The 25872-nt window shown below is 65.7% G+C and carries 38 protein-coding genes and 2 pseudogenes; 39 read left to right on the top strand and 1 reads right to left on the bottom strand.

Features of this window, described 5'->3' with window-relative positions; all coding sequences use genetic code 11:
* From AC31A1_RS17730 to AC31A1_RS17685, 10 genes and pseudogenes are all read left to right on the top strand, one after another.
* Positions 1–700, top strand: a pseudogene (locus AC31A1_RS17730) (hypothetical protein); the annotation flags it as partial.
* Between the two features lie 266 nt (positions 701–966).
* The gene (locus AC31A1_RS17725; protein ID WP_489654225.1) at positions 967–1221 is read left to right on the top strand and encodes a hypothetical protein; all 255 of its coding nucleotides are present in this window, start codon (positions 967–969) and stop codon (positions 1219–1221) included.
* Positions 1222–1282: 61 nt separating this feature from the next.
* Positions 1283–1633 carry a hypothetical protein gene (locus AC31A1_RS17720; protein WP_489654224.1) on the top strand — a complete coding sequence of 117 codons (351 nt, stop codon included), beginning with the start codon at positions 1283–1285 and terminating at the stop codon, positions 1631–1633.
* A gap of 112 nt (positions 1634–1745) precedes the next feature.
* The gene (locus AC31A1_RS17715; RefSeq protein WP_489654223.1) at positions 1746–2243 is read left to right on the top strand and encodes a hypothetical protein; all 498 of its coding nucleotides are present in this window, start codon (positions 1746–1748) and stop codon (positions 2241–2243) included.
* Positions 2243–3865, top strand: coding sequence for a WXG100 family type VII secretion target (locus AC31A1_RS17710; RefSeq protein WP_489654222.1), 1623 nt, complete (start codon positions 2243–2245; stop codon positions 3863–3865). The genes AC31A1_RS17715 and AC31A1_RS17710 overlap by 1 nt, the downstream gene beginning before the upstream one ends.
* A gap of 36 nt (positions 3866–3901) precedes the next feature.
* On the top strand, positions 3902–5140 hold the full coding sequence (gene mycP / locus AC31A1_RS17705; protein ID WP_489654221.1) for a type VII secretion-associated serine protease mycosin: 1239 nt from the start codon (positions 3902–3904) through the stop codon (positions 5138–5140).
* A gap of 196 nt (positions 5141–5336) precedes the next feature.
* Positions 5337–5807, top strand: a complete 471-nt coding sequence (locus AC31A1_RS17700; protein WP_489654220.1) for a hypothetical protein — start codon at positions 5337–5339, stop codon at positions 5805–5807.
* Between the two features lie 15 nt (positions 5808–5822).
* On the top strand, positions 5823–8105 hold the full coding sequence (locus tag AC31A1_RS17695; protein WP_489654219.1) for a hypothetical protein: 2283 nt from the start codon (positions 5823–5825) through the stop codon (positions 8103–8105).
* 2 nt (positions 8106–8107) lie between these two features.
* On the top strand, positions 8108–8785 hold the full coding sequence (locus AC31A1_RS17690; RefSeq protein ID WP_489654218.1) for a hypothetical protein: 678 nt from the start codon (positions 8108–8110) through the stop codon (positions 8783–8785).
* Between the two features lie 146 nt (positions 8786–8931).
* Positions 8932–9093 (top strand): hypothetical protein, encoded by a 162-nt coding sequence (locus AC31A1_RS17685; RefSeq protein WP_489654217.1) that lies wholly within the window; start codon positions 8932–8934, stop codon positions 9091–9093.
* 69 nt (positions 9094–9162) lie between these two features.
* Here the strand turns inward: AC31A1_RS17685 and AC31A1_RS17680 are convergent, their stop codons facing one another.
* Complete coding sequence (locus AC31A1_RS17680; RefSeq protein ID WP_489654216.1) at positions 9163–10335, bottom strand: right-handed parallel beta-helix repeat-containing protein; 1173 nt, start codon at positions 10333–10335, stop codon at positions 9163–9165.
* 603 nt (positions 10336–10938) lie between these two features.
* On the opposite strand from AC31A1_RS17680, the gene rpsJ reads away from it, so the two are divergent.
* The 29 genes and pseudogenes from rpsJ to AC31A1_RS17535 all read left to right on the top strand — a co-directional run.
* Complete coding sequence (rpsJ, locus tag AC31A1_RS17675; RefSeq protein ID WP_003948644.1) at positions 10939–11247, top strand: 30S ribosomal protein S10; 309 nt, start codon at positions 10939–10941, stop codon at positions 11245–11247.
* A gap of 17 nt (positions 11248–11264) precedes the next feature.
* Positions 11265–11909 (top strand): 50S ribosomal protein L3, encoded by a 645-nt coding sequence (gene rplC / locus AC31A1_RS17670; RefSeq protein WP_033280016.1) that lies wholly within the window; start codon positions 11265–11267, stop codon positions 11907–11909.
* Between the two features lie 5 nt (positions 11910–11914).
* Positions 11915–12571: a 50S ribosomal protein L4 gene (rplD, locus tag AC31A1_RS17665; protein ID WP_388113708.1), complete on the top strand. Its 657-nt coding sequence runs from the start codon at positions 11915–11917 to the stop codon at positions 12569–12571.
* Positions 12571–12990 (top strand): 50S ribosomal protein L23, encoded by a 420-nt coding sequence (gene rplW / locus AC31A1_RS17660; RefSeq protein ID WP_200681734.1) that lies wholly within the window; start codon positions 12571–12573, stop codon positions 12988–12990. Before rplD ends, rplW begins: the two co-directional genes overlap by 1 nt.
* Positions 12991–13028: 38 nt before the next feature.
* A complete protein-coding gene (gene rplB, locus AC31A1_RS17655) occupies positions 13029–13865 on the top strand; it encodes a 50S ribosomal protein L2 (protein WP_262064199.1) in 837 nt (278 codons plus the stop codon).
* Positions 13866–13877: 12 nt separating this feature from the next.
* Positions 13878–14159, top strand: coding sequence for a 30S ribosomal protein S19 (gene rpsS / locus AC31A1_RS17650; RefSeq protein WP_019055518.1), 282 nt, complete (start codon positions 13878–13880; stop codon positions 14157–14159).
* Between the two features lie 40 nt (positions 14160–14199).
* Positions 14200–14547: a 50S ribosomal protein L22 gene (gene rplV, locus AC31A1_RS17645; RefSeq protein WP_006604878.1), complete on the top strand. Its 348-nt coding sequence runs from the start codon at positions 14200–14202 to the stop codon at positions 14545–14547.
* A complete protein-coding gene (gene rpsC / locus AC31A1_RS17640; protein ID WP_489654215.1) occupies positions 14547–15407 on the top strand; it encodes a 30S ribosomal protein S3 in 861 nt (286 codons plus the stop codon). The genes rplV and rpsC overlap by 1 nt, the downstream gene beginning before the upstream one ends.
* 5 nt (positions 15408–15412) lie before the next feature.
* The gene (gene rplP / locus AC31A1_RS17635; protein WP_010986348.1) at positions 15413–15832 is read left to right on the top strand and encodes a 50S ribosomal protein L16; all 420 of its coding nucleotides are present in this window, start codon (positions 15413–15415) and stop codon (positions 15830–15832) included.
* A complete protein-coding gene (gene rpmC, locus AC31A1_RS17630; RefSeq protein WP_003998824.1) occupies positions 15832–16056 on the top strand; it encodes a 50S ribosomal protein L29 in 225 nt (74 codons plus the stop codon). The genes rplP and rpmC overlap by 1 nt, the downstream gene beginning before the upstream one ends.
* A complete protein-coding gene (gene rpsQ / locus AC31A1_RS17625) occupies positions 16056–16343 on the top strand; it encodes a 30S ribosomal protein S17 (protein WP_019072282.1) in 288 nt (95 codons plus the stop codon). Before rpmC ends, rpsQ begins: the two co-directional genes overlap by 1 nt.
* A gap of 97 nt (positions 16344–16440) precedes the next feature.
* Positions 16441–16809 carry a 50S ribosomal protein L14 gene (gene rplN / locus AC31A1_RS17620; protein WP_003998823.1) on the top strand — a complete coding sequence of 123 codons (369 nt, stop codon included), beginning with the start codon at positions 16441–16443 and terminating at the stop codon, positions 16807–16809.
* A 2-nt stretch (positions 16810–16811) separates the two neighbouring features.
* Complete coding sequence (gene rplX / locus AC31A1_RS17615) at positions 16812–17135, top strand: 50S ribosomal protein L24 (protein WP_019072281.1); 324 nt, start codon at positions 16812–16814, stop codon at positions 17133–17135.
* Entirely contained in the window at positions 17135–17692 is a 558-nt protein-coding gene (gene rplE / locus AC31A1_RS17610) for a 50S ribosomal protein L5 (protein ID WP_019072280.1), read from the top strand. The genes rplX and rplE overlap by 1 nt, the downstream gene beginning before the upstream one ends.
* 5 nt (positions 17693–17697) lie before the next feature.
* Positions 17698–17883, top strand: coding sequence for a type Z 30S ribosomal protein S14 (locus AC31A1_RS17605; protein WP_003948630.1), 186 nt, complete (start codon positions 17698–17700; stop codon positions 17881–17883).
* Between the two features lie 210 nt (positions 17884–18093).
* A complete protein-coding gene (rpsH, locus tag AC31A1_RS17600) occupies positions 18094–18492 on the top strand; it encodes a 30S ribosomal protein S8 (RefSeq protein ID WP_013001411.1) in 399 nt (132 codons plus the stop codon).
* Between the two features lie 22 nt (positions 18493–18514).
* A complete protein-coding gene (rplF, locus tag AC31A1_RS17595) occupies positions 18515–19054 on the top strand; it encodes a 50S ribosomal protein L6 (protein ID WP_033280021.1) in 540 nt (179 codons plus the stop codon).
* A gap of 3 nt (positions 19055–19057) precedes the next feature.
* Positions 19058–19441, top strand: a complete 384-nt coding sequence (rplR, locus tag AC31A1_RS17590; protein ID WP_019055526.1) for a 50S ribosomal protein L18 — start codon at positions 19058–19060, stop codon at positions 19439–19441.
* Between the two features lie 37 nt (positions 19442–19478).
* On the top strand, positions 19479–20084 hold the full coding sequence (gene rpsE, locus AC31A1_RS17585; protein WP_006376045.1) for a 30S ribosomal protein S5: 606 nt from the start codon (positions 19479–19481) through the stop codon (positions 20082–20084).
* Entirely contained in the window at positions 20084–20266 is a 183-nt protein-coding gene (rpmD, locus tag AC31A1_RS17580) for a 50S ribosomal protein L30 (protein WP_006376032.1), read from the top strand. Before rpsE ends, rpmD begins: the two co-directional genes overlap by 1 nt.
* Before the next feature lie 2 nt (positions 20267–20268).
* Complete coding sequence (gene rplO, locus AC31A1_RS17575) at positions 20269–20724, top strand: 50S ribosomal protein L15 (protein WP_019055527.1); 456 nt, start codon at positions 20269–20271, stop codon at positions 20722–20724.
* A gap of 256 nt (positions 20725–20980) precedes the next feature.
* Positions 20981–22294, top strand: a complete 1314-nt coding sequence (gene secY, locus AC31A1_RS17570; protein ID WP_033280022.1) for a preprotein translocase subunit SecY — start codon at positions 20981–20983, stop codon at positions 22292–22294.
* The gene (locus AC31A1_RS17565; protein ID WP_489654214.1) at positions 22294–22959 is read left to right on the top strand and encodes an adenylate kinase; all 666 of its coding nucleotides are present in this window, start codon (positions 22294–22296) and stop codon (positions 22957–22959) included. The genes secY and AC31A1_RS17565 overlap by 1 nt, the downstream gene beginning before the upstream one ends.
* 118 nt (positions 22960–23077) lie before the next feature.
* Complete coding sequence (map, locus tag AC31A1_RS17560) at positions 23078–23914, top strand: type I methionyl aminopeptidase (RefSeq protein ID WP_489654213.1); 837 nt, start codon at positions 23078–23080, stop codon at positions 23912–23914.
* Positions 23915–24138: 224 nt separating this feature from the next.
* Positions 24139–24360, top strand: a complete 222-nt coding sequence (gene infA / locus AC31A1_RS17555; protein WP_003948620.1) for a translation initiation factor IF-1 — start codon at positions 24139–24141, stop codon at positions 24358–24360.
* Between the two features lie 59 nt (positions 24361–24419).
* Complete coding sequence (gene rpmJ / locus AC31A1_RS17550) at positions 24420–24533, top strand: 50S ribosomal protein L36 (protein WP_003998809.1); 114 nt, start codon at positions 24420–24422, stop codon at positions 24531–24533.
* 206 nt (positions 24534–24739) lie between these two features.
* On the top strand, positions 24740–25120 hold the full coding sequence (gene rpsM / locus AC31A1_RS17545; RefSeq protein WP_019055531.1) for a 30S ribosomal protein S13: 381 nt from the start codon (positions 24740–24742) through the stop codon (positions 25118–25120).
* 69 nt (positions 25121–25189) lie between these two features.
* Positions 25190–25594 carry a 30S ribosomal protein S11 gene (gene rpsK, locus AC31A1_RS17540; protein WP_003956432.1) on the top strand — a complete coding sequence of 135 codons (405 nt, stop codon included), beginning with the start codon at positions 25190–25192 and terminating at the stop codon, positions 25592–25594.
* 153 nt (positions 25595–25747) lie between these two features.
* Positions 25748–25872, top strand: a pseudogene (locus tag AC31A1_RS17535) (DNA-directed RNA polymerase subunit alpha); the annotation flags it as partial.

Genomic DNA, 25872 nt, shown 5'->3' with positions numbered 1-25872 from the left:
GGTGGGGGATCGGGCGACTAACGATGCGGTGTTCAAGTCGGCGCTTACATATTTGGCGGACAGCGGGGATGAGTTCCCAGCGTCGTTGCGGAAGCCGATGGCCAACGTGCTTGTCAATCATGGGGGGACTGTGCATGCGGCGATGAGTGAGGTGGATGTTGGCCATTCACCCTTGGACCAGCATCAGCTTTTCGAGGTTGCGAAGCAGGTGTCCAAGGATGAGGGGGCGTATGGGATTTTGAACGGGGGGATGAACCAGGCGATGGTGTCGGATATTCACCGCGACCACTTGAACTCGCCCGATTCTCTGACCCGGGCCGGCCGAACCGTCGGTTTCTTGGAGGAGGCGCGGTTGCAGGCTGCAGGGGATCCAAAGGTTGCGGAGTTCGAGACGAAGCCGTTCTTTGACAAGGCGATCAGTTATATCCCTGTGGTGAGTAGTGACGTACAGGCGGGCTTTGACTATGTGACGGAGCAGTGGCTGGCCGATGAGCAGCGGAAGCTGGACAGCAAGCAGGAGGACGCCAATGTTCAGGCGTACACCACGAGGAACGGCCAATTGATGGCGCTCGCGGAAGAGTGGAAGAGGGCTCACCACACGGATGGAAATTCGTACTTCGACCCCAAGGTTGAGGTCAACAAGTCAGCGCGAGAAGGAATTGCGCAGGCTACGGGTATGTCCGGAGTGCAGCCGAAGTGAATGGTCGCCAGCTCCTTATCGTGTTGACGATTTCTTTCCTCGCGATGTCCTGTAGCTCCTCCGGTAGTCACGAACTCCCGGGAGCTATTTGTGGTACGCCGATCGATCCCGCTGTCACCCGTCCGCTCCTGACGTCCACGGATGATTTGCACGAGTTCACCCGAGTTGATCGGTCTGAGGCAATCACTGCACCCTGCGTGCTTCTCGCTGGGCGCGACCCTGTTCTTGACTTCCGCTTCTCCTGGGATGACACGGCAAGGGACCTCATGTACCTGGCGGCGGATACCGGTTCGATCTCGGGAATCAGGGAGCCGCGGGAGATCGACTTCACCTACAAGACAATCGTCGGCGCAGACGGAGCCATCTCGATCGCCCCCTGTAAAACGAACGGCGGCAAATACTTCACCCTCACCCTCCAAGTCCCCCAAATCAAACTGATGGACCAGACCCACCGCAAGGACATCGAGAAGTTCATGCGGGCCTACTTCCCGGCGACGCTCCGGACCTTGGGGTGCAAGTGACGTTGCCGGAATGAGTACGAGTGCTCATGTGCCGCCCCGCGCCCTGCAATTGGCTGAGGGCATGTCGATCACACAGGGAACTTCCGTACGCGGTACATGGGTCGGACCGCTGATCGCGACGGTCGTCACCCTGCCCACAGCCCTCATCGCGTACATCGTCGCCGCCCTCTCACCCATGGCCTGCGACGCCTGCGACGGAGCGGAGGCGGAGCACTTCAACCGGAGGTTCGACACCGCCTTCACGTTCCTCCAGGCGGGGCTTCTGGCCTCCGTCGCGCTGTTGCTGGTCAGTTGGGGCCTGCCGCATACCGAGTCGAACGTAGCCCGGCGCCGCGTGGTCGCCGTCCTCGCGCCCGGCACGGTCCTGCTCTCGGTGATCTTCTTCGCGGGAGTGGTCCCCTGGCCCAACTGACCGGCCCGTTCCGACTGCTAGCGGGACGGAGCGAAACAGGACTGTCACTGGGTGTAGCTAAAGTGGGTGGTGGTACTGGGCTGTTGAGGAACGCACGGGGGAGGACAGTGTTGTGCTGTCGAGCGACGGTGGATCGGGCTCGGGGACGTCGTCGTGGGCGTTCGGTGCGTTCGACGCGGTGAAGGGCGCCGCCGATGTCGCCACCGAACTGTCGTCCTTCACGGCGTTCCAGAAGCGCGTCGACCAACTGATTCACGACCTCAAGGGCTCGGACGCCGGCCCGGGCAAGGTCGGCCAGGAGCGGCTCGTACGGCATCAGTTCGGTGGCGGTGGCGGCCAATGGTCCGAGGCGGCCGGGCTGTTCACGTCGTACGAGGCGGTGGTCGGTGAACTGGAGACGCTCTCGAAGCTGCTCTCCGACTCGATGGAGGGCATGAACATCGCGGTGCTGGCCTCGCACAAGGGCTACCGGAACATCGACCTCGACCTCCGGGACCGTATGACCGCGATCAGCACGGAGACGACGAAGCACTACGGCGGCGCCTACGACCCCCAGTTACCGAGGAAGCCTCACACCGTCACCGGAGGCGACGCGGGCGGCACGATCTGATGGCCGCCGTAGCGCCCGGAACCGGCAGCACGCCCTTCGAGGACATGAGCCACGAGCAGATGCTCGCCTGGCTCGACCAGGCGAACCCGGGCACGGTCCGGTTCGCCGCCGACCGCCTGACCGCGGCCGCCGAGGAGATCCGCAGGATCGGCGAGGAACTCAAGGTCCGCCCGCAGCACGTGGAGTGGAAGGGCGAGGGAGCCGACGCGTTCCGCACCTGGGCCGGCGACCTGGCCAACTCCACCCTGCGCCTGGGCGACTTCAGCGACGGCGCCGCGAAGTGGCTCGGCCAGGCGTCCGACGCGATCGCCCACGCCCAGGCCGCGATCCCGCGCGACACGAAAAGCGCGCGAGTGAATCTGAACGCGGCACCCCTGGTCCACAACGACCCTGACACCACGGCCGTCCACACCAACTCCGCGCCCGAACTCGCCGCCATCACCGCAGCCAAGGAAAAGGCCCGCCAGGAGGCCGCCCTCCAGATGCTCAAGCTGGGCCAGTCGTATCGACTGTCGGCCACGCAGATGGACGGGTTGGAGCGGCCTGCGTTTCCGCCGCCGCCGAAGGTCGTGCAGCCGCCGGACGCTCGTGGGCGTGGCAGCCAGAGTGGTGTCGCCCGTCCCAGTGGTGGTGACTCCCATCGCCGCGTTACCCCTGTTGTCCCTGTGCGGAGTGACTCGGTTCCTCGCTCTCTGGTGCAGGAGCCTGCTGGACACTTGGACGTAGGTGACATTCGGGAGCCGAAGCCGACTTCTCACGACGGGATGGTCTCCGAGTACACGCCGACGGCGACCACCATCGACCCGACGGTTCGGGTGGGCGTCGACTCGGCGGGCACGTTGCCCCACATGCCGAACACAGGTGCAGGTACGAGTGACGGCCCGAGCGGCATGGGGCAGCCCCACACCACGGCGACAACACCGCCCGGTGGCGGGACGCCGGTGTTCGGTGGCAATACCGGCAACCCTGTCGGCTCGGCTGTGCCGGGGAGAGCGGTGAGCGGTTCGGTGAGGTCGGAGGGAATGGTGGGCAGGCCGACAGCGCCTGCCCGGCCGGCTGTCACTGGCGTGTCTCCCGCCAGGCCCGGCCAAGGAGCCCCTGTTCCCAACTCCGGCCGAGCGCGTGGCAGTAGCACCAGCGGTGCTGTCGGCGGTCGCCCGACCGGGACTCCGACGGGTCGGCCGGCGGGAGCGATTCCCCGCGGGACGGTGGTGGGTGCGAAGAACCCCACCGGTCGTGGTCCGGTGGGCTCCACAGCAGGCAGTGGCCGCGCTGTACCTCCCAACAGGGGAGTCGTGGGCGGTGCCGCCCAGCAGCCGGGGCGGGTGTCGTCCAGTCGACCTGGTGCGGGTGGCACCGGTGGAACGGTCGCCTCGGGTGCCGCGGTTCGAGACGGTGTCTCGGGCGGCACACCCAGCGCCGGACGCCCGGGGGCAAACCGCGGCAGCGGGACCGCTCCTCGTTCGACGCAGCCGATGCCGTCTGCATCTTCTACGCCCTCTACGCCCTCGACGCCCTCGACTCGCGCGGGCGTTTCCGGCTCACGGTCCGACCGCCGTGAGGCCGAGGAGCGTCAGCGCCGGGAGGGGCGCCGTCGTACCGGAAACCTCACCACCGATTGACCCTCAGTGACATCCAGGGAAGGCGAGAAGCAACGCATGTTCATCAGCAGTACTCGGCGCGGGCGCCGCGAGCTTGTGGCAGCGGCGGTGCTCGGACTGCTGTTGGTCGGTGCCACGGGCGTTCCGGCGCACGCTGATTCGACCCGGCGGCAGCAGTGGTTCCTGGATGCCATGAAGGCCGAGCAGATGTGGCGGACCAGTACGGGCAAGGGCGTCACCGTTGCCGTGATCGACTCCGGTGTGGACCAGGACAACCCTGACCTGGACGGTCGCATCCTGCCCGGGAAGGACTTTGCCACGGGCCAGGCGGGCGACGAACACACCGACTACGACGGTCACGGCACGGGAATGGCGGGCCTGATCGCCGGGACCGGGTCCTACGACTCAGGAAAGGGTGCCTTCGGGCTCGCGCCAGGGGCCAGGATCCTCCCGATCCGGATGCCCGACGCCGAGGCCGCGGCGGACGAGGGGGAGGCCGCGCGGCAGTTCAACGAGGCGGCACCGAAGGCGATTCGCTACGCGGCCGACTCCGGAGCTCGGGTCATCAACATCTCGCTGGGACAGACGGAGGGCTCGGCGAAGCTGACGTCGGCGGCGCGGTACGCCCTGGACAAGGGCGCGTTGGTCTTCGCGGCGGTCGGCAACAGTGGAGACAAGGGGAATCAGGTCGAGTACCCCGCGGCCACCCCCGGCGTCGTAGGCGTGGCCGCCGTCGGCAAGAACCTGAGCAGGACCGCTGAGTCGCAACACGGCCCCCAGGTGGACCTGGCCGCACCGGGGGAGGACCTGGTCTATGCGTGTGCGAGCCGGAGCGGACTCTGTAGAGGCCACGGCACCAGCGGCGCCACCGCCTTGGCCTCGGCCAGCGCCGCCCTGATCTGGTCCAAGCACCCCACCTGGACCAACAACCAGGTCCTCCGCGTCCTGCTCAACACGATCGGTGCCCCGACGGACGGCGCGAAGCGCAATAACTCGATCGGGTACGGCATCGTCCGCCCTCGCATCGCTCTGCAGAACCCCGGGAACCCTGGCCCGGCGGGGGAGTACCCGCTCCCGGACCTTGCCGCCGCACGGACCTCGCCGTCGCCGGGCTCGAACGCCTCAGCTTCCCGTGCGGCGGGCGTCCCGGCGAAGGGAGATGACCTTCCGGCCGCTGTCCCGTCCTCGGGGGACAGCGGTGTGAGCGTCCTCTGGATCGGACTGGGTGTCGGTGCCGCGGTGCTGGCCGGCGGGGGTGCGGTGGCATTTCTCGCGCGCCGACGCAGACCAGCATGAGCAGCCGGCAGTTGGCAGCCGGTGGTTGGCATGCGCGGCGCGAGGCAGGTGTGAAGCACCGATGCGGGGTGGCCGTCAAGTGCCGTGGGCGGCGCCGCCGTTGGGTAAGTTGAAGAACTGGTAAGAAACCCTGCGGCCGGCCGAGCCGACTGCTGGGGCACACGGGGATCAGGGGATCGAGGGAGGACGCCGGGCGATGGCCTGGGACGAGTGGGAGCAGCTCAAGACTGACGCGGCCCAGAGGGGCTCGGCGCGCATGCGGCTCAACCAGCTTCCTGCGGACGGAGGTGGTGTCACCGGCGATCTGGTGGTGCACCAGGACGACCTCGGCGCCGTAGGGCATGAGGCGTGCATCCTCCACGACCACCTGCGGCAGCGTGTGGACATCGCCGGTGCAGGCTCGGGCAAGGGCGAATCCGGCTCGACGATGCAGGCCGGCGAGGAGTTGAAGGGGAGCGGCTTCGCGATGGGCCCCGCCCTCGTGACCACGGTCTCGATCTGGACCTCGCAGGTCAAGTCGGTCCTTCAGGCCGTCGCGCACATCTCGAACCACCTGGACTACAGCAAGAAGCTGCACGCTCAGGACGACACTCAGATCTCCGCCGAGATCAGCGGCCGAGACGGTTCCGCGATGTCCGTGTCCAGCCTCAACAGTTACTTCCACTGAGAGAGTCGAACCGCGGTGCCACTCAAGTACAAGGACCTGCTCGACGTCGATCTCGGGAAGCTCAGCGCGGCCGTAGACGACTGGAAGCATGCGGTCGACGCCCTCAAGACGCTGGACGAGAACGCCCGTTCGGGGATGAAGGCCAAGTCGGACTCGGCTCGCTGGGCCGGTGTGAACGCCGACGTCACTCGGAGGTTCGTCGACAAGACGGCCAAGGAGTTCACCGATCTGCACACCGAGGCGAACAGCATCTACCAGGTTCTCGACGATGCGCACAGTGAACTCCTCGCGCTGCAAGGTGCGTTGAAAGCCCTGGTTGAGGAAGCGCGGGCGAAGAACTACACCATCACGGACAACGGGGATACCACGGTCACCGTCCACGAGTACGTTCCGCCGGGGCAGGCGCCGAAGGAGAAGGCCGGCGGCAAGGCGCAGCAGCACCGACAGTCCATCGCCGACCAGATTTCGGCGAAGGTCGGACGCGCCGACGACGTGGACCAGTCGGTAAAGGCCGCTCTCGCCCGATCCCATGGCAACGATCTGCACGACGCGGGCCATGCGGACTACGACTCGCTCAACGAGGCACAGGCCGCACGTGCGGTCGAGCTCGCCCAGAAGGGGGAGCACATGACCAACGCCGAGTTGAAGGAATTCGACCGGCTGATGAAGTACAACGGCGCGGAAAAGGGCGGGGAGTTCGCCACCGACTTCTACAAGACCCTCGGCCCGGAGAAGACGCTGGAGTTCTACGGCTCCATGGCGCTCGACGGCACGGCCGGTGACGACAAGACCCGGCTTGCCCTGACCAAGGACCTCCAGCGGTCCATGGGCCTGGCGCTGGCCAACGCCACCGACCCGGACCACAAGCACCACGTGCCTGCGAGCTGGGGCGACCAGATGCGCAAGCTCGGCGGCCAGCGCCTGCAGATCGAGAACGCCGGGCTCAACCAGCCGTACGGATACCAGGTTCTCGGTGGTCTGCTGAGGTACGGGAACTACGACGCGGACTTCATCAACCCCATTGCTGGGCACATCGTCCAACTGCACCACGAGAACCCCAACCTGTTCACCCTGAACAAGCCCATGACGGGCGGGATCGACGCCGACTTCGGTTACAACCCTTCGGGAAAGGTCGGAACGGGGTACGACCCGCTGACCAGCGCCCTCGAAGCGCTGGGGCACAGCCCGGAAGCCTCGAAGGCGTTCTTCGCCGACGACAGCCCGAAGGTGTACAACGCCGACGGCAGCGAACACAAAGGCGCGAAGCTCGGCTACACGTACTTCGACGAGCTGACGGACAGGAAGTTCCAGTGGCCGATGGACGGCTCGGGGGTGCCTTCGAAGGCATACGGAGTGGACGCTCTGGGCCACGCGCTGGAGTCGGCGACGCTCGGGCACGCGTACGACGATCCGACGCCGACGCTGGTCCGCGACGAGGACTCGGCCAAGATCATGAAACAGGTCGTGCACACCTACGGCAACGATCCCAAGCTCGTCAAGCAGCAGGAGATCCTCTCCGACAGCCTCGGCCGGATGGGGGCGGGCTATATCGACGACCTGAACTGGGGACTCGACGAGAACCGCCAGGGCAGCACCTTCGCGCCCGCATCAGGGGTCGACGGGCATGCCAAGTTCGGTCAGAGCGACACCATCAGCTTCCTCAGCACGATCGGACAACATCCGGACGCCTACGCGGAAGTCTCCAACGCGGGGCAGGTATACACCACCAGTGTGCTGGAAGCGCAGGTCGGCGACGACGGCTCCATCAACGAGCCGCGCGTACGCGATGCGACCCGCAGCGGTGCGGAGATCCAGGGACTCCTGGACCAGGCGCGGGCCGACCAGCTCAAGGCCGGGCAACTCGCGGCGGACAAGGAGTACAACGATGCCCTCGCGAAGCGAAACGGCTGGGTCGAGTTCGGCACGGGTGCGACCGTGGCGGCCGGTGTGGCTTTCCTGCCCGAGGTTGCCGCTGCCGGTGTCGTGGCAACGGCTATCCCCGTGATGACCGATACGGGACAGGGCGCGCTGGAACAGCAGATCGGCAACGTCATCGGCGACTGGACCGACGCCAAGCAGCAGGACAGCAGCGAGGACATCCAGGCTCAGCGTAAGGCGATCTTTGCGGCCGGCCAGACGAACGCCGAAAAGCCGGCTAGGACCTTCCTGACCCACCACAACATCAGTCAGGGAGACACTGACTTCGGACAGGATCTTGAGGAAGCCTGGATCAGTGGCTACAACAGCGGGAGCCTCCGAGAGGACCAACGGGGGCAGTTGCCCCAAACAGGAGAATGACCATGCTCAGCAACAGGCCCGTGCGGCACCTGGCCGCCACCGCGGCGACCGTTGCTGCCCTGGTTGCTTCTCTCACGGCCTGCGACAGCAATGAACCAACAGAGAAGCCGACGACCGAGGCCGCATCGTCGAACCTGTGCGGAGCACAGCTCTCGACAGGCGCCAGGAAAGCGCTCCTGTACGCGCTGGGGAGCGAGAAGTTCACGACGAGCGAATCCACTGCAGCCCTTGGTAAGACCGCTCGGGCGCTCGTCTCCGGCTATCGGGAGAAGGGGCCCGACGACTCCGCCACAGCGGAGGAATACCAGCTGTGCACGGCCTACGCTCCGGCTGCGGACTTTGGTGTCGAGCTGTCCTTCTACCTTGCCAAAACAGTTCCCGCACCGGCTCCTCTCTTGCCGAAGTTCACCCAGTACGAGATGGGTGAGCTGGCCCTCTCCAGGCCGCTGAACGCGTTTCTCTACATGAAGTGCTCCAGTGACTCCTTCGGTTCGGACGGCGACGATGTGTTGATCCGGGGGGAACTGACGAACCCTCTGGCAGTGGACAGCGATGACGACAACTTGCGGGAAACGAACATGAACGTCCTGCACGCGGTCTCCCTCGCGATGGCCAAGGAACTCGGTTGCAAGGACGACGCCGGCCTGCCGGCGCAATTCAGCGCCCCGAAAAAGGCGTGATCATCGAGGACCTGCTCGCGGGCACTCATTGACATCCACCTCCCGATCAAACCCGGAATCCTGGCCCTCCCCGAACTCCTCCTTCGTGAACACCGGCACCCTCGCCTCCGGCGGGAATCCCCGGCCCGTCGAAGAAGACACCTTGCGTGGGACACCCGTCCTACTTCCTCGCTCCGACCATCAAGGGGTACGGCTGGGTCTTCGCGCAGATCGTCCTGCTGGTCGTGGAGTTCACCGTCATCGCGGCCGTCGTCGTCAGACTCGACCGGCTCGGTACCCGGATCAGGTTCCGGCCCGCCGAAGCGTGAGGGGCTCGTACGACCGAGTTGAGCGAAGTCGTACGAGCCCTCGGACATCGTGGGCGTCAGCGGTCCCAGCTACGGATTCACCGCCTTCCCCCCAAACGTCACCCCCAACTTCCCATCCGAACCGAACGACCACCCCAGGCTCCCGCTGTACGAAGCGCACCGCGCCCCGTTCGACCCCGTCCAGAACTGGTTCGAGCTGTCCGCGTCGCCCACCGTCTTGTCGTTCGAGCCGCTGACCGCGAACCGGCACGACGTGTTCGTACGGAACACCGACGTCCCCTTGTCGAAGGAGAAGTTGCGCTCCGCGTTGTCGATGCCGACGTTGTTCGAGATCGTCATCGTGCCCGGGTTGCTGTTGTAGGTGAACCCGTGATGGCCGTTGCCGTAGGCGATGTCGTGCCGGACGACGTGGTTGACGGCGATGTCGTCGCCGCCGAGCTTGTAGCCGTTGCGGTCCCCGTTCGCGTTCTGGGTGCCGTCGGTGAGGGTGCCGTTGCCGTAGGAGAGGGAGTACTCGATGGTCACCGGGCCGATGGCGCCGGTGTCGGTCTTGGTGTAGAGGTCCCAGCCGTCGTCGATGTTGTTGTGGGAGACGTCGTAGCGGAAGACGTTTCCGGTGCCTGTGGTGAGCTTCGCCGCGAAGCCGTCGGCGTTCTCGCCGCCGGAGTCCTCGTTGTCGTGCGACTCCGAGCTCACGATCAGGTTGTTCGAGGGCCACTGGGAGCTCGGTGTGCTTGAGGAGATGCGGCCCAGTTGCAGACCCGTGTCGCGGTTGTACGACGTCACCGTGCGCTCGATGACGTTGTTGCTGCCGCCGACGTAGATCCCGTTGTCCCCTGCGTGCGACACCGTGAGGCCGTAGACGTGCCAGTAGTTGGCGTTCAGCTGGAGCCCGCGGTTCGACGAACTCTCGCTCTGCGCCGAGAAGTTGAGGACCGGGGTCTCGCCGGAGTAGGCGGTCAGGGTGGTCCGCGCGCTCGACGTGCCGTCGCTGCCCGCGGGGACGGTGACGGTCGACGAGTAGTTGTACGTCCCGCCGCGCACATAGATCGTGCCGCCGGACGCGATGCGGCTGATCGCCGTGGCGAGGGTGGTGGGGGCGGCCAGGGTGCCGGCCGCGCTCGCGGTGCCGGTCGGTGACACGTACTGCGTGGCGCTCGCGGCCTGCGCCGGGGTGCCGGAGAGTGCTACGAGCGTGCCGGCCACCAGGCCGACACACGCCATGACTGGTCTCGCTTGCATCGTTCTGCCTCCAGGGTCGTCCCATGACCAGGGAATCCAGGGGTACCGTGCAAGGAAAGCGCTTTCCCGTGTTCTCGTCAGGGACCGTAAGCGCTTGCTGTGGACGCGTCAATGGACGTGTACTTGATTCTTATTCACAGGGATGAACATCGATGGAGGCTGGGCGAGGCGCCCGCCGCGCGCACGTGTTTGACCTACGTCACTCCAGGGGTAATCTCTACGCCCCGATTGGCCAGCCGCCTGCGCCATATGGCAGACTGTCGGAGTTGCTCGGTCGAGTGTTGATGCTGCGCGCCTCCCGTCGGGAGGACCGGAAGCGAGTCCCACGGTACTCGTCGTCCCAACTGCCTTACGGCAGCGCTGGGGCGGACGTACGGGAATCTTTCGGGAAGTGTCAGTGCGGCGCCGGCCAGGCACCCGGTGGGCTTCTTCGCCCTCGGCTTGCGGTTCCGGAAGGGCCGTGCTTTCCCAGCAGGGAAGTTCCGTATATGGGATTTCTGTGTCGGTGAGAGCGCGACACACCCGACCGCGTGGGTCGGAGGAAGAGCAAGAAGGGCTTGCCGGGGTGCAGAGCGTTACTAGAGACAGGACTACTGAGTAGCCATGGCGGGACAGAAGATCCGCATCCGGCTCAAGGCCTACGACCACGAGGTCATCGACTCCTCGGCGAAGAAGATCGTCGAGACGGTGACGCGCACTGGTGCGTCGGTCGCGGGCCCGGTGCCGCTGCCCACTGAGAAGAACGTGTACTGCGTCATCAAGTCGCCGCACAAGTACAAGGACTCGCGCGAGCACTTCGAGATGCGCACGCACAAGCGCCTGATCGACATCCTCGACCCCACCCCCAAGACCGTTGACTCTCTGATGCGACTCGACCTGCCGGCCGGTGTCGACATCGAGATCAAGCTCTAGGGGTCGGTGAGCTGAAGATGGCTAAGCAGATCAAGGGCATCCTGGGCGAGAAGCTCGGCATGACGCAGGTGTGGGACGAGAACAACCGTGTTGTTCCCGTGACCGTCGTCAAGGCCGGACCCAACGTCGTGACCCAGGTCCGTACGAACGACAGTGACGGCTACGAGTCGGTCCAGATCGCCTTCGGCGAGATCGACCCGCGCAAGGTGAACAAGCCCCTCAAGGGTCACTTCGCCAAGGCCGATGTCACGCCGCGTCGCCACCTCGTCGAGATCCGCACCGCGGGCGCCTCCGAGTACACGCTCGGCCAGGAGATCACCGCTGAGGTGTTCGAGGCCGGCGTCAAGGTCGACGTGACCGGCAAGAGCAAGGGCAAGGGCTTCGCCGGTGTCATGAAGCGCCACAACTTCCGTGGCCTCGGCGCCGGTCACGGTGTCCAGCGCAAGCACCGCTCTCCCGGCTCCATCGGTGGCTGTGCCACCCCGGGCCGTGTGTTCAAGGGCGTCCGCATGGCGGGCCGCATGGGCAACGAGCGGGTCACCACCCAGAACCTGACCGTTCACGCTGTTGACGCGGAGAAGGGACTGCTCCTCATCAAGGGAGCCATCCCGGGTCCGAACGGCGGCCTCGTCCTGGTCCGTACCGCGGCCAAGGGGGCCTGAGGACTATGAGCACCATTGACATTCAGTCGCCCTCCGGCGACACCGCCGGGACCGTTGAGCTCCCGGCCGAGATCTTCGACGTAGAGAAGATCAGCATTCCGCTGCTTCACCAGGTCGTCGTCGCGCAGCTGGCCGCCGCCCGTCAGGGCACGCACAAGGTCAAGCGTCGTGGCGAGGTCCGCGGTGGCGGTAAGAAGCCGTACCGCCAGAAGGGCACCGGCCGCGCCCGTCAGGGTTCGACCCGCGCCCCGCAGTTCGCCGGCGGTGGCGTCGTGCACGGCCCGACGCCGCGCGACTACTCGCAGCGGACCCCGAAGAAGATGAAGGCCGCGGCCCTGCGCCACGCCCTCACCGACCGGGCCCGCAACGCTCGCATCCACGTCATCACCGGCGTGATCGAGGGCGAGACCCCCTCCACCAAGGCCGCCAGGAGCTTCCTCGGCAAGGTCAGCGAGCGCAAGAACGTGCTCCTGGTCATCGAGCGCTCCGACGAGGCCGCGCTGCTTTCCGCGCGCAACCTGCCCCAGGTCCACATCCTGGAGCCGGGCCAGCTGAACACGTACGACGTTCTCGTCTCGGACGACGTGGTCTTCACCCAGGCCGCTTTCGAGTCCTTCGTGTCTGGCCCCCAGGCCGCTGACACCGAAGGGAGCGAAGCCTGATGGCTACGCGTCACCCGAGCATCGCCTCGAAGGCCGCCAAGGCCAAGAAGGTCGCGCGCATCGCCAAGGCGAAGCGCCACGAGACCGAGGGCAAGAACACTGTCGAGACGCCGATCAGCAAGTCGTTCACGGACCCCCGTGACGTGCTGCTGAAGCCGGTCGTCTCGGAGAAGAGCTACGCGCTCCTCGATGAGGGCAAGTACACCTTCATCGTCGCCCCGGGCGCCAACAAGACCCAGATCAAGCAGGCCGTCCAGGCGGTCTTCTCGGTCAAGGTCACCGGGGTCAACACGATCAACCGCCAGGGCAAGCGCAAGCGCACCAAGACCGGTTTCGGTCAGCGCGCGGGCTCCAAGCGCGCGATCGTGACCCTCGCTGAGGGCGACCGTATCGACATCTTCGGCGGTCCGGCCGCGTAAGCGGGTCGGATCGTCCGATATCGGACGAGGACTGAGAAATGGGAATCCGCAAGTACAAGCCGACTACGCCGGGCCGCCGTGGCTCCAGCGTCGCCGACTTCGTCGAGGTCACGCGGTCCACGCCGGAGAAGTCGCTGGTCCGCCCGCTGCACAGCAAGGGCGGCCGTAACAATTCCGGTCGTGTGACCGTTCGCCACCAGGGTGGCGGACACAAGCGCGCCTACCGCGTCATCGACTTCCGTCGCCATGACAAGGACGGCGTGCCGGCGAAGGTCGCGCACATCGAGTACGACCCCAACCGCACCGCGCGCATCGCGCTGCTGCACTACGCGGACGGCGAGAAGCGCTACATCCTCGCCCCGCGCAACCTGCAGCAGGGTGACCGTGTCGAGAACGGTCCCGGGGCCGACATCAAGCCGGGCAACAACCTGGCGCTCCGCAACATCCCGGTCGGTACCACGATCCACGCGATCGAGCTCCGTCCCGGTGGCGGCGCCAAGTTCGCCCGCTCCGCCGGTGCCTCCGTGCAGCTGCTGGCGAAGGAGGGCACCATGGCCCACCTCCGCATGCCCTCCGGCGAGATCCGTCTGGTCGACCAGCGCTGCCGCGCCACGGTCGGCGAGGTCGGCAACGCCGAGCAGAGCAACATCAACTGGGGCAAGGCAGGCCGCAAGCGCTGGCTGGGCGTCCGCCCGTCCGTCCGCGGTGTTGCGATGAACCCGGTCGACCACCCGCACGGTGGTGGTGAGGGCAAGACCTCCGGTGGTCGCCACCCGGTCAGCCCGTGGGGTCAGAAGGAGGGTCGTACTCGTTCGCCGAAGAAGGCTTCGAACAAGTACATCGTCCGCCGCCGCAAGACGAACAAGAAGCGCTAGGAGCGGGTTTAGATGCCGCGCAGTCTCAAGAAGGGGCCCTTCGTCGACGGCCACCTCATCAAGAAGGTGGACGTACAGAACGAGGCCGGCTCCAAGAACGTCATCAAGACCTGGTCCCGCCGCTCGATGATCGTCCCGGCCATGCTCGGCCACACGATCGCGGTGCACAACGGCAAGACCCACATCCCGGTGTTTGTCACCGAGTCGATGGTCGGCCACAAGCTCGGCGAGTTCTCGCCGACGCGCACCTTCCGGGGTCACGTCAAGGACGACCGGAAGTCGAAGCGCCGCTAGCGCGGGGTGACCGACCATGACAAACACTGAAGGGACAACCATGGAAGCCAGGGCCCAGGCGCGGTACATCCGCGTCACGCCCATGAAGGCCCGCCGCGTGGTGGACCTCATCCGTGGCATGGACGCCACGGAGGCTCAGGCGGTCCTGCGTTTCGCCCCGCAGGCCGCGAGCGTGCCGGTCGGCAAGGTGCTTGACAGCGCCATTGCCAACGCCGCACACAACTACGACCACACCGACGCCGGCAGCCTCGTCATCTCCGAGGCATACGTCGACGAGGGTCCGACCCTGAAGCGGTTCCGTCCGCGTGCCCAGGGCCGCGCCTACCGGATCCGCAAGCGGACCAGCCACATCACCGTGGTCGTCAGCAGCAAGGAAGGAACCCGGTAATGGGCCAGAAGGTTAACCCGCACGGGTTCCGGCTCGGCATCACCACGGACTTCAAGTCCCGGTGGTACGCCGACAAGCTGTACAAGGACTACGTCAAGGAAGACGTCGCCATCCGTCGGATGATGACGTCCGGCATGGAGCGCGCCGGCATCTCGAAGGTGGAGATCGAGCGCACCCGTGACCGCGTGCGTGTGGACATCCACACCGCTCGCCCGGGCATCGTCATCGGCCGCCGCGGCGCCGAGGCCGACCGCATCCGCGGCGACCTGGAGAAGCTGACCGGCAAGCAGGTCCAGCTCAACATCCTTGAGGTCAAGAACCCGGAGACGGACGCTCAGCTGGTGGCCCAGGCCGTCGCCGAGCAGCTGTCCTCCCGCGTCTCCTTCCGCCGCGCCATGCGTAAGAGCATGCAGTCGGCGATGAAGGCCGGCGCCAAGGGCATCAAGATCCAGTGCGGCGGCCGCCTCGGCGGCGCCGAGATGTCCCGCTCGGAGTTCTACCGCGAGGGCCGCGTGCCCCTGCACACGCTCCGCGCGAACGTCGACTACGGCTTCTTCGAGGCCAAGACGACCTTCGGCCGTATCGGTGTGAAGGTCTGGATCTACAAGGGCGACGTCAAGAACATCGCCGAGGTCCGCGCCGAGAACGCCGCTGCCCGTGCGGGTAACCGCCCGGCTCGCGGTGGCGGCCCGGGCGGCGACCGCCCGGCCCGCGGCGGTGGCCGCGGTGGCGAGCGTGGCGGCCGCGGCCGCAAGCCGCAGCAGGCTGCTCCCGCTGCCGAGGCCCCCAAGGCCGAGGCTCCGGCGGCGGCTGCTCCGGCTGAGGCCGCGCCCTCTTCTACTGGCGGAACGGAGGCCTGACCGAAATGCTGATCCCCCGTAGGGTCAAGCACCGCAAGCAGCACCACCCCAAGCGTCGTGGTCAGGCCAAGGGCGGTACGCAGGTTTCGTTCGGCGAGTACGGCATTCAGGCCCTCACGCCGGCGTACGTGACGAACCGCCAGATCGAGGCCGCCCGTATCGCGATGACCCGCCACATCAAGCGTGGCGGCAAGGTCTGGATCAACATCTACCCGGACCGCCCGCTCACGAAGAAGCCTGCCGAGACCCGCATGGGTTCCGGTAAGGGTTCTCCCGAGTGGTGGATCGCGAACGTGCACCCGGGCCGGGTCATGTTCGAGCTGTCCTACCCCAACGAGAAGATCGCCCGTGAGGCCCTCACTCGCGCAGCGCACAAGCTGCCGATGAAGTGCCGGATCGTCAAGCGCGAGGCAGGTGAAGCGTGATGTCGGCCGGTACCAAGGCGTCCGAGCTGCGCGAACTGGGTGACGAGGAGCTTCTCGCGAAGCTCCGCGAAGCCAAGGAAGAGCTGTTCAACCTCCGCTTCCAGGCGGCGACCGGTCAGCTCGAAAACCACGGTCGGCTCAAGGCCGTCCGGAAGGACATCGCGCGGATCTACACCCTGATGCGTGAGCGCGAGCTGGGCATCGAGACGGTGGAGAGCGCCTGATGAGCGAGAGCAACGTGACTGAAGAGCAGACCGCGAGCCGCGGCTTCCGCAAGACCCGTGAGGGTCTCGTCGTCAGCGACAAGATGGACAAGACCGTCGTCGTCGCCGTCGAGGACCGCGTGAAGCACGCGCTGTACGGCAAGGTCATCCGCCGTACGAACAAGCTCAAGGCCCACGACGAGCAGAACGCCGCAGGCGTCGGCGACCGCGTCCTCCTCATGGAGACGCGTCCGCTGTCCGCGACGAAGCGCTGGCGCATCGTCGAGATCCTCGAAAAGGCCAAGTAATTCCTGCGGGGCTAACCCCGCAGGTAAGTTCCGCCAGGCTCCAAGGGCCGTTCACTGAACGGCCCTTGGGGAACCGGCAGACGATCAGGAGATAGACGTGATCCAGCAGGAGTCGCGACTGCGCGTCGCCGACAACACTGGTGCGAAGGAAATCCTTTGCATCCGTGTGCTCGGTGGCTCCGGTCGCCGCTACGCGGGCATCGGTGACGTCATCGTCGCCACCGTCAAGGACGCGATCCCCGGTGGCAACGTGAAGAAGGGTGACGTCGTCAAGGCGGTCATCGTTCGCACCGTGAAGGAGCGCCGTCGTCCGGACGGCTCGTACATCCGCTTCGACGAGAACGCCGCCGTCATTCTGAAGAACGACGGCGACCCTCGTGGTACCCGCATCTTCGGCCCGGTCGGGCGCGAGCTGCGCGAGAAGAAGTTCATGAAGATCATCTCGCTGGCTCCGGAGGTGCTGTAAGCATGAAGATCAAGAAGGGTGACACGGTTCAGGTCATCACCGGCAAGGACAAGGGCAAGCAGGGCAAGGTCATTGCCGCTTACCCGCGCGACGAGCGCGTCCTGGTCGAGGGTGTCAACCGGGTCAAGAAGCACACCAAGGCCGGCCCCACCGCAAAGGGCTCGCAGGCCGGTGGCATCGTCACGACCGAGGCGCCGATCCACGTCTCCAACGTCCAGCTGGTCGTTGAGAAGGACGGCAACAAGGTCGTCACGCGTGTCGGCTACCGCTTCGACGACGAGGGCAACAAGGTTCGCGTTGCCAAGCGGACGGGTGAGGACATCTGATGACTACCACCACCACTCCGCGTCTCAAGACGAAGTACCGCGAGGAGATCGCGGGCAAGCTGCGTGAGGAGTTCTCCTACGAGAACGTCATGCAGATCCCCGGCCTCGTCAAGATCGTGGTGAACATGGGTGTCGGCGACGCCGCCCGTGACTCCAAGCTCATGGACGGTGCCGTCCGTGACCTGACCACGATCACCGGTCAGAAGCCGGCCATCACCAAGGCCCGCAAGTCCATCGCGCAGTTCAAGCTGCGCGAGGGTCAGCCGATCGGTGCCCACGTCACGCTCCGTGGCGACCGCATGTGGGAGTTCCTGGACCGCACCCTGTCGCTCGCGCTTCCGCGCATCCGCGACTTCCGCGGTCTGTCTCCCAAGCAGTTCGACGGTCGTGGCAACTACACCTTCGGTCTCACCGAGCAGGTCATGTTCCACGAGATCGACCAGGACAAGATCGACCGCGTCCGGGGTATGGACATCACCGTGGTGACCACGGCGACCAACGACGCCGAAGGCCGTGCCCTTCTCCGTCACCTCGGCTTCCCCTTCAAGGAGGCGTAAGCGAGATGGCGAAGAAGGCTCTGATTGCCAAGGCTGCTCGTAAGCCCAAGTTCGGAGTACGTGGCTACACGCGCTGCCAGCGCTGCGGCCGTCCGCACTCCGTGTACCGCAAGTTCGGCCTGTGCCGCGTGTGCCTTCGTGAGATGGCTCACCGTGGCGAGCTGCCGGGCGTGACCAAGAGCTCCTGGTAGTCCGGTAGTTCCGGACTCCCGAAGCTCTCGGTAAGTAAAGGGTCCGGTCAGGTGCCCACCTCTCCATGGCTTAGGCTAGGAGGGTTGGGCGCCTGACGCCCAAACGACTTACTACGCCGTAGGTCCACCGCACCGCACCCGCCCCGTCTCGGTTCAGGGAGAGGGATGGCGCACCAGGAAACCCCGGCGAGAGAGGCCGAAGGCCAATTCATGACCATGACTGATCCGATCGCAGACATGCTTACGCGTCTGCGGAACGCGAACTCGGCATACCACGACTCTGTGACGATGCCGGCATCGAAGATCAAGTCGCACATCGCGGAGATCCTCCAGCAGGAGGGCTTCATCACGGGCTGGAAGGTCGAGGACGCCGAGGTCGGCAAGAACCTCGTCCTTGAGCTGAAGTTCGGCCCGAACCGTGAGCGCTCCATCGCGGGCATCAAGCGGATCTCCAAGCCCGGTCTCCGGGTTTACGCGAAGTCCACCTCCCTGCCCAAGGTGCTCGGTGGCCTCGGCGTGGCGATCATCTCCACGTCGCACGGTCTCCTCACCGACAAGCAGGCCGGCAAGAAGGGCGTAGGCGGAGAAGTTCTCGCCTACGTCTGGTAGCGGAAAGGAATCGGAAGAAGCTATGTCGCGTATTGGCAAGCTCCCCATCACGGTTCCCGCCGGCGTGGACGTCACCATCGACGGCCGTACGGTCTCGGTCAAGGGCCCCAAGGGCTCGCTGACCCACACCGTCGCAGCGCCGATCGACATCGCCAAGGGTGAGGACGGCGTGCTCAGCGTCACCCGCCCCAACGACGAGCGTCAGAACAAGGCCCTGCACGGCCTGTCCCGCACGCTGGTGGCGAACATGATCACCGGCGTGACCGAGGGTTACGTGAAGAAGCTCGAAATCAGTGGTGTCGGTTACCGCGTCGCGGCCAAGGGTTCGAACCTTGAGTTCGCTCTCGGCTACAGCCACTCGATTACGGTCGAGGCGCCCGAGGGCATCTCGTTCAAGGTCGAGAACCCGACGCACTTCTCGGTCGAGGGCATCGACAAGCAGAAGGTCGGCGAGGTTGCGGCCAACATCCGCAAGCTGCGCAAGCCCGACCCGTACAAGGCCAAGGGCGTCAAGTACGAGGGCGAAGTCATCCGGCGCAAGGTCGGAAAGGCGGGTAAGTAAGCCATGGCATACGGTACGAAGATCGCTAAGGGCGACGCTTACAAGCGTGCTGCCATCAAGCGTCGTCACATCCGCATCCGGAAGCACATTTCCGGTACGGCTGAGCGTCCGCGCCTGGTCGTGACCCGCTCCAACCGCCACATCGTGGCCCAGGTCATCGACGACATCAAGGGTCACACCCTGGCGTCGGCGTCGACCCTGGACACCTCGATCCGCGGCGGCGAGAGCGACAAGTCCGCGCAGGCCAAGTCGGTCGGCGCCCTGGTCGCCGAGCGCGCCAAGGCTGCCGGCGTCGAGGCTGTCGTATTCGACCGCGGCGGCAACCAGTACGCGGGGCGCATCGCCGCCCTGGCGGATGCCGCCCGCGAAGCCGGACTGAAGTTCTAGTCGCTTCCGTAGCTAGCGGAAAGAGAGAGGTAATCCAATGGCTGGACCCCAGCGCCGTGGAAGCGGTGCCGGTGGCGGCGAGCGGCGGGACCGGAAGGGCCGTGACGGCGGCGCTGCTGCCGCCGAGAAGACCGCGTACGTTGAGCGCGTAGTCGCGATCAACCGCGTCGCCAAGGTTGTCAAGGGTGGTCGTCGCTTCAGCTTCACCGCGCTCGTCGTGGTGGGCGACGGTGACGGCACCGTCGGTGTCGGTTACGGCAAGGCCAAGGAGGTGCCGGCCGCGATCGCCAAGGGTGTTGAAGAGGCCAAGAAGCACTTCTTCAAGGTCCCCCGTATCCAGGGCACCATCCCGCACCCGATCACGGGCGAGAAGGCCGCGGGCGTCGTCCTGCTCAAGCCTGCTTCCCCCGGTACCGGCGTTATCGCCGGTGGTCCGGTGCGAGCTGTCCTGGAGTGCGCCGGCGTTCACGACATCCTGTCGAAGTCGCTCGGCTCGTCCAACGCGATCAACATCGTGCACGCGACCGTGGCGGCCCTCAAGGGCCTGCAGCGTCCCGAGGAGATCGCGGCCCGCCGCGGTCTGCCCCTTGAGGACGTCGCCCCCGCGGCTCTCCTTCGTGCACGTGCCGGGGCGGGTGCGTAATGGCTCGCCTCAAGGTCACGCAGACGAAGTCGTACATCGGCAGCAAGCAGAACCACCGTGACACGCTGCGGTCCCTTGGTCTCAAGGGGATCAACACCGTGGTCGTCAAGGAGGACCGCCCCGAGTTCCGCGGAATGGTGCACACCGTCCGCCACCTCGTGACGGTTGAGGAGGTCGACTGATCATGGCGGAGAACAACCCGCTCAAGATCCACAACCTCCGTCCCGCCCCGGGCGCCAAGACCGCCAAGACCCGTGTGGGTCGTGGTGAGGCGTCGAAGGGTAAGACGGCCGGTCGTGGAACCAAGGGCACGAAGGCCCGTTACCAGGTTCCGGAGCGCTTCGAGGGTGGCCAGATGCCCCTCCACATGCGTCTTCCGAAGCTCAAGGGCTTCCGCAACCCGTTCAAGACCGAGTTCCAGGTCGTGAACCTCGACAAGCTGGGCGCGCTGTACCCCGAGGGTGGCGAGGTCACCGTAGAGGGTCTCGTCGCCAAGGGTGCCGTTCGCAAGAACAGCCTCGTCAAGGTGCTCGGCCAGGGCGAGATCTCCGTGGCGCTGCAGGTTTCGGTTGACGCCGTCTCCGGCTCCGCCAAGGAGAAGATCACTGCCGCGGGCGGTACGGTCACCGAGCTCGTCTGATATTTCGGACCGAGTCTGACCAACGTCAGCATCAGCGGCCGGGGTCGGCCCTCTCGCGAGGGTCGACCCCGGCCGTTTTTTCAGCAGTCGTGACTCATGGGACGTTCGATCGGTATCCCCTAGGGGCGTTGATGTAGGTAGGCTGTGCGGCTGGTACCCAGCGTCGTCTTGGCATGCCGTAATCTCGTTCCACAGGCCATCAACCACACTTAGTCGTCACCTCACGCGCGCACACGCGGGGGTCGCAGGAGGCACCGTGCTCACCGCGTTCGCCCGGGCGTTCAGGACACCCGACCTGCGCAAGAAGCTGCTCTTCACGCTCGGCATCATCGTGGTGTACCGGGTCGGTACGCACGTCCCGATCCCGGGCGTCGATTACAAGAGCGTCCAGACCTGTATCGACGTCTCGAACGGCAACCAGGGTCTGTTCGGTCTGGTCAACATGTTCAGCGGTGGCGCGCTGCTCCAGATCACGATCTTCGCGCTCGGCATCATGCCGTACATCACGGCGAGCATCATTCTGCAGCTGCTGACCGTCGTGATCCCGCGCCTCGAAGCCCTCAAGAAGGAGGGGCAGGCCGGTACGGCGAAGATCACGCAGTACACGCGTTATCTGACCGTGGCGCTCGCCATCCTCCAGGGCACCGGTCTGGTGGCCACCGCCCGCAGCGGCGCCCTGTTCTCGGGCTGCCCGACGGCGAATCAGATCGTCCCGGACCAGTCGATCTTCACCACCATCACCATGGTCGTCTGCATGACCGCCGGCACCTGTGTCGTGATGTGGCTCGGCGAGCTCATCACCGACCGCGGCATCGGCAACGGCATGTCGATCCTCATGTTCATCTCGATCGCCGCGACCTTCCCGTCCGCTCTGTGGGCCATCAAGAAGCAGGGCACGCTGGCCGGCGGCTGGATCGAGTTCGGCACCGTCATCCTCGTCGGCCTGGTGATGGTCGGCCTCGTGGTCTTCGTCGAGCAGGCCCAGCGCAGGATCCCGGTGCAGTACGCGAAGCGCATGATCGGCCGCCGTTCCTACGGCGGTACGTCGACCTACATCCCGCTGAAGGTCAATCAGGCCGGTGTGATTCCGGTCATCTTCGCGTCGTCGCTGCTCTACATCCCGGCTCTGGTCGCTCAGTTCTCCGGCGGTACGTCCGGCTGGAAGACCTGGATCCAGACCAACCTGACCAAGGGTGACCACCCGATCTACCTGGTCAGCTACTTCCTGCTGATCGTTTTCTTCGCGTTCTTCTACGTGGCGATCTCGTTCAACCCCGAGGAAGTCGCGGACAACATGAAGAAGTATGGTGGCTTCATCCCGGGCATCCGGGCTGGCCGGCCCACCGCTGAGTACCTGAGTTACGTACTCAACCGGATCACCTGGCCGGGTTCGCTGTATCTGGGTCTGATCGCTCTCGTACCGACGATGGCGTTGGTCGGTTTCAACGCAAGCGGCAACTTCCCGTTCGGCGGGACCAGCATCCTGATCATCGTGGGTGTCGGTCTTGAGACGGTGAAGCAGATCGAGAGCCAGCTCCAGCAGCGCAATTACGAAGGGTTCCTCCGCTGATGCGAATCGTCCTCGTCGGGCCGCCGGGTGCCGGTAAGGGAACGCAGGCTGTGCGCCTCGCCAAGACGCTGCACATCCCGCACATCTCCACGGGCGACCTCTTCCGTGCCAACATCAGTCAGGCCACGGAACTCGGCAAACTGGCGAAGTCCTACATGGACGCGGGCAACCTGGTCCCGGACGAGGTCACCATCGCGATGGCCAAGGACCGCATGGAGCAGCCGGACGCCGTCAACGGCTTTCTGCTGGACGGTTTCCCGCGCAATGTGTCGCAGGCCGAGGCGCTGGACGAGCTGCTGAAGACCGAGGGCATCAAGCTGGACGCGGTCCTCGACCTGGAGGTCTCCGAGGAAGAGGTGGTCAAGCGCATCGCCGGCCGCCGCATCTGCCGGAAGGACTCCAGCCACGTCTTCCACGTGACGTACAGCCCGCCGAAGCAGGACGGTGTCTGTGACACCTGCGGCGGCGAGCTGTACCAGCGCGACGACGACTCCGAGGACACGGTCCGCACCCGCCTGGAGGTCTACCACACGCAGACCGAGCCGATCATCGACTACTACAAGGCCCAGGGCCTGGTGGTCACGATCTCCTCGCTCGGTCCGGTGGACGAGATCACACAGCGGGCGCTGGACGCGCTGCAGCGCGAGGACGAGAGCGCGAAGTAGTCACCGAGCAGAACCGGCCGCGGTGCCCGCAGGGGCGCCGCGGTCGTACTGTTGTGTACGGCCGTTTTTGTCTACGGCCATTCCTTTGTGTCGCGGAAGACGGAGAGCGCAGGCCCCCATGGTGCAGATCAAGACCCCCGAGCAGATCGCCAAGATGCGCGAGGCGGGGCTGGTCGTCGCCGCGATCCACGCGGCCACGCGTGAGGCCGCGGTGCCCGGCGCCAGCACGAAGGATCTGGACGAGGTCGCCCGCAAGGTCCTCGCCGACCACAACGCGAAGCCGAACTTCCTCGGCTACGGCGGCTTCCCCGCGACGATCTGCACCTCGGTGAACGAGGTCGTCGTCCACGGCATCCCCTCCGACGAGGTGGTGCTGAAGGACGGCGACATCATCTCCATCGACTGCGGCGCGATCATCGACGGCTGGCACGGGGACGCGGCGTACACGGCGTTCGTGGGCTCGGGGCACTCCCCGGAGCTCCTTGAGCTGTCGCGGGTGACCGAGGGGTCGATGTGGGCCGGGATCGCGGCGATGAAGCTCGGTAACCGGCTCGTGGACATCTCCCGTGCCATCGAGACGTACATCCGTCGGCAGCCGAAGCCGGGTGGGGGCAAGTACGGGATCGTCGAGGACTACGGCGGTCACGGCATCGGTACCGAGATGCACATGGACCCGCACCTGTTGAACTACGTCGAGAAGCGGCGGGGCAAGGGGCCGAAGCTGGTGCCGGGGTTCTGCCTGGCGATCGAGCCGATGGTGTCGCTGGGTACCCCTAAGACAGAGGTGCTCTCCGACGACTGGACGGTCATCACGACGGACGGGACGTGGTCCTCGCACTGGGAGCACTCTGTTGCTCTGACCGATCAGGGGCCGTTGGTGCTTACGGCTCCTGATGGTGGTAAGGCGAAGCTGGCTGAGTATGGGATCACGGCTGCGCCGGATCCGCTCGCGTAGTTTTTCGTCTGCGCGCCGGTGGGGGCTTGTCGCGCAGTTCCCCGCGCCCCTAAAAGCCCTCCGCGCGCTTAGTGATCTCCACTCTGGGGCATCCTTCCTCGATTCGTCTTTCCGAGGGCCCTGACGTAGACTGACTCGTCGGCTCTCGTGCAGCCGCATGTCCGCATGCACCCCGTAAGGGGACGCACAGAGTCGATCAAGGTAGTCGATTCGAAGGGCGAAGCGTGGCCAAGAAGCAAGGTGCCATCGAGATCGAAGGCACTGTCGTCGAGTCTCTCCCGAACGCCATGTTCAAGGTGGAGCTCCAGAACGGCCACCAGGTCCTGGCACACATCAGCGGCAAGATGCGTATGCACTACATCCGTATCCTCCCTGACGACCGGGTCGTGGTGGAGCTGTCTCCGTACGACCTGACGCGTGGCCGGATCGTCTACCGCTACAAGTAGATCTTGCCCAGGTTCCGCGCAAGCGGCGCCGAAGGCAACTGACCCGGAGAACCTCACCAATGAAGGTCAAGCCGAGCGTCAAGAAGATCTGCGACAAGTGCAGGGTGATCCGCCGTCACGGTCGGGTCATGGTCATCTGCGAGAACCCGCGCCACAAGCAGCGCCAGGGCTGACGCACGACCTTCCCTCTGCAGCTGTTCGCAGAGATTCGCGCGACGCGAGCAATACATGTTCATACGCAGGACCCGGGCGTAGTAGGCGTCCGACACCCCCGGCTCGGAGGCTGGGGACCCACGCCGTACCAAATCTTCCACGGAAGAGGCCGGCGGCTGGGATCCGGTTCTGCGGAAGACCTCCGAAGATCACCAGGAGCCATTGAATGGCACGCGTTTCCGGTGTCGACATCCCGCGTGAAAAGCGCGTGGAGGTCGCCCTCACCTACGTGTTCGGCATTGGTCGGACCCTTTCCCAGCTGACGCTGGCCGAGACCGGCATCGACCCCAACACCCGCGTTCGCGACCTCTCGGAAGAGCAGCTCGTCGCGATTCGTGAGTACGTCGACGCCAACATCAAGACCGAGGGTGACCTCCGTCGCGAGATCCAGGCCGACATCCGCCGCAAGGTGGAGATCGGCTGCTACCAGGGTCTCCGTCACCGTCGTGGTCTGCCCGTTCGCGGTCAGCGCACCAGCACGAACGCTCGTACCCGCAAGGGTCCGCGTCGCGCCATCGCCGGCAAGAAGAAGCCGGGCAAGAAGTAGTCCGCAGCGGACAACGCTTCACCAGCGGTCTTCGCTGTAGGACCGACCACCTCCCCGTAGGAGTAATAGATGCCCCCCAAGGGTCGTCAGGGCGCTGCCAAGAAGGTGCGCCGCAAGGAAAAGAAGAACGTCGCTCACGGCCACGCGCACATCAAGAGCACGTTCAACAACACGATCGTCTCGATCACGGACCCCTCGGGCAACGTGATCTCCTGGGCCTCCGCCGGCCACGTCGGCTTCAAGGGCTCGCGCAAGTCCACCCCCTTCGCCGCGCAGATGGCCGCCGAGTCGGCCGCCCGTCGCGCGCAGGAGCACGGCATGCGCAAGGTTGACGTCTTCGTGAAGGGCCCGGGCTCCGGTCGCGAGACCGCGATCCGCTCCCTCCAGGCCACTGGCCTTGAGGTCGGCTCCATCCAGGACGTCACCCCCACCCCGCACAACGGCTGCCGTCCGCCGAAGCGCCGCCGCGTCTGACTTTTGGTCGGGCGTACGGTTGTCTTGGGTTTCGGGCGGTATGGCACTTCGGTGGCGTGCCGCCCGTACCCTTGCAGCAGCAACACATATCGGGCTACCGCCCGGTGAGTCGGACATCAAATAGTGGGTGTCCATGACTGAAGGATTCATCACATGCTGATCGCTCAGCGCCCCTCGTTGACCGAAGAGGTCGTCGACGAATTCCGCTCCCGGTTCGTGATCGAGCCGCTGGAGCCGGGCTTCGGCTACACCCTCGGCAACTCCCTGCGTCGTACGCT

It is taken from the genome of Streptomyces sp. P5F9, assembly GCF_057961495.1.
Note: the sequence above shows the minus strand (reverse complement) of the source record. Positions and strands in the feature narration are given on the sequence as shown.

Excerpts from the sequence above, each read along its gene's own strand:
- rplE (WP_019072280.1), top strand. The coding sequence starts at position 17,135 with ATGACTACCACCACCACTCCGCGTCTCAAGACGAAGTACCGCGAGGAG.
- rpsH (WP_013001411.1), top strand. The coding sequence starts at position 18,094 with ATGACCATGACTGATCCGATCGCAGACATGCTTACGCGTCTGCGGAAC.
- AC31A1_RS17700 (WP_489654220.1), top strand. The coding sequence starts at position 5,337 with ATGGCCTGGGACGAGTGGGAGCAGCTCAAGACTGACGCGGCCCAGAGG.
- rpsJ (WP_003948644.1), top strand. The coding sequence starts at position 10,939 with ATGGCGGGACAGAAGATCCGCATCCGGCTCAAGGCCTACGACCACGAG.
- rplX (WP_019072281.1), top strand. The coding sequence starts at position 16,812 with ATGAAGATCAAGAAGGGTGACACGGTTCAGGTCATCACCGGCAAGGAC.
- rplC (WP_033280016.1), top strand. The coding sequence starts at position 11,265 with ATGGCTAAGCAGATCAAGGGCATCCTGGGCGAGAAGCTCGGCATGACG.
- AC31A1_RS17605 (WP_003948630.1), top strand. The coding sequence starts at position 17,698 with ATGGCGAAGAAGGCTCTGATTGCCAAGGCTGCTCGTAAGCCCAAGTTC.
- mycP (WP_489654221.1), top strand. The coding sequence starts at position 3,902 with ATGTTCATCAGCAGTACTCGGCGCGGGCGCCGCGAGCTTGTGGCAGCG.
- rplD (WP_388113708.1), top strand. The coding sequence starts at position 11,915 with ATGAGCACCATTGACATTCAGTCGCCCTCCGGCGACACCGCCGGGACC.
- rplF (WP_033280021.1), top strand. The coding sequence starts at position 18,515 with ATGTCGCGTATTGGCAAGCTCCCCATCACGGTTCCCGCCGGCGTGGAC.
- rplW (WP_200681734.1), top strand. The coding sequence starts at position 12,571 with ATGGCTACGCGTCACCCGAGCATCGCCTCGAAGGCCGCCAAGGCCAAG.
- rpsE (WP_006376045.1), top strand. The coding sequence starts at position 19,479 with ATGGCTGGACCCCAGCGCCGTGGAAGCGGTGCCGGTGGCGGCGAGCGG.
- rpsC (WP_489654215.1), top strand. The coding sequence starts at position 14,547 with ATGGGCCAGAAGGTTAACCCGCACGGGTTCCGGCTCGGCATCACCACG.
- AC31A1_RS17690 (WP_489654218.1), top strand. The coding sequence starts at position 8,108 with ATGCTCAGCAACAGGCCCGTGCGGCACCTGGCCGCCACCGCGGCGACC.
- AC31A1_RS17565 (WP_489654214.1), top strand. The coding sequence starts at position 22,294 with ATGCGAATCGTCCTCGTCGGGCCGCCGGGTGCCGGTAAGGGAACGCAG.
- rplR (WP_019055526.1), top strand. The coding sequence starts at position 19,058 with ATGGCATACGGTACGAAGATCGCTAAGGGCGACGCTTACAAGCGTGCT.
- rpmC (WP_003998824.1), top strand. The coding sequence starts at position 15,832 with ATGTCGGCCGGTACCAAGGCGTCCGAGCTGCGCGAACTGGGTGACGAG.
- rpmJ (WP_003998809.1), top strand. The coding sequence starts at position 24,420 with ATGAAGGTCAAGCCGAGCGTCAAGAAGATCTGCGACAAGTGCAGGGTG.
- rplO (WP_019055527.1), top strand. The coding sequence starts at position 20,269 with ATGGCGGAGAACAACCCGCTCAAGATCCACAACCTCCGTCCCGCCCCG.
- AC31A1_RS17725 (WP_489654225.1), top strand. The coding sequence starts at position 967 with ATGTACCTGGCGGCGGATACCGGTTCGATCTCGGGAATCAGGGAGCCG.
- AC31A1_RS17710 (WP_489654222.1), top strand. The coding sequence starts at position 2,243 with ATGGCCGCCGTAGCGCCCGGAACCGGCAGCACGCCCTTCGAGGACATG.
- rpsQ (WP_019072282.1), top strand. The coding sequence starts at position 16,056 with ATGAGCGAGAGCAACGTGACTGAAGAGCAGACCGCGAGCCGCGGCTTC.
- rpsM (WP_019055531.1), top strand. The coding sequence starts at position 24,740 with ATGGCACGCGTTTCCGGTGTCGACATCCCGCGTGAAAAGCGCGTGGAG.
- rpsS (WP_019055518.1), top strand. The coding sequence starts at position 13,878 with ATGCCGCGCAGTCTCAAGAAGGGGCCCTTCGTCGACGGCCACCTCATC.
- rplP (WP_010986348.1), top strand. The coding sequence starts at position 15,413 with ATGCTGATCCCCCGTAGGGTCAAGCACCGCAAGCAGCACCACCCCAAG.
- rpsK (WP_003956432.1), top strand. The coding sequence starts at position 25,190 with ATGCCCCCCAAGGGTCGTCAGGGCGCTGCCAAGAAGGTGCGCCGCAAG.
- rplV (WP_006604878.1), top strand. The coding sequence starts at position 14,200 with ATGGAAGCCAGGGCCCAGGCGCGGTACATCCGCGTCACGCCCATGAAG.
- rplB (WP_262064199.1), top strand. The coding sequence starts at position 13,029 with ATGGGAATCCGCAAGTACAAGCCGACTACGCCGGGCCGCCGTGGCTCC.
- map (WP_489654213.1), top strand. The coding sequence starts at position 23,078 with ATGGTGCAGATCAAGACCCCCGAGCAGATCGCCAAGATGCGCGAGGCG.
- AC31A1_RS17720 (WP_489654224.1), top strand. The coding sequence starts at position 1,283 with ATGTCGATCACACAGGGAACTTCCGTACGCGGTACATGGGTCGGACCG.
- AC31A1_RS17680 (WP_489654216.1), bottom strand. The coding sequence starts at position 10,335 with ATGCAAGCGAGACCAGTCATGGCGTGTGTCGGCCTGGTGGCCGGCACG.
- rpmD (WP_006376032.1), top strand. The coding sequence starts at position 20,084 with ATGGCTCGCCTCAAGGTCACGCAGACGAAGTCGTACATCGGCAGCAAG.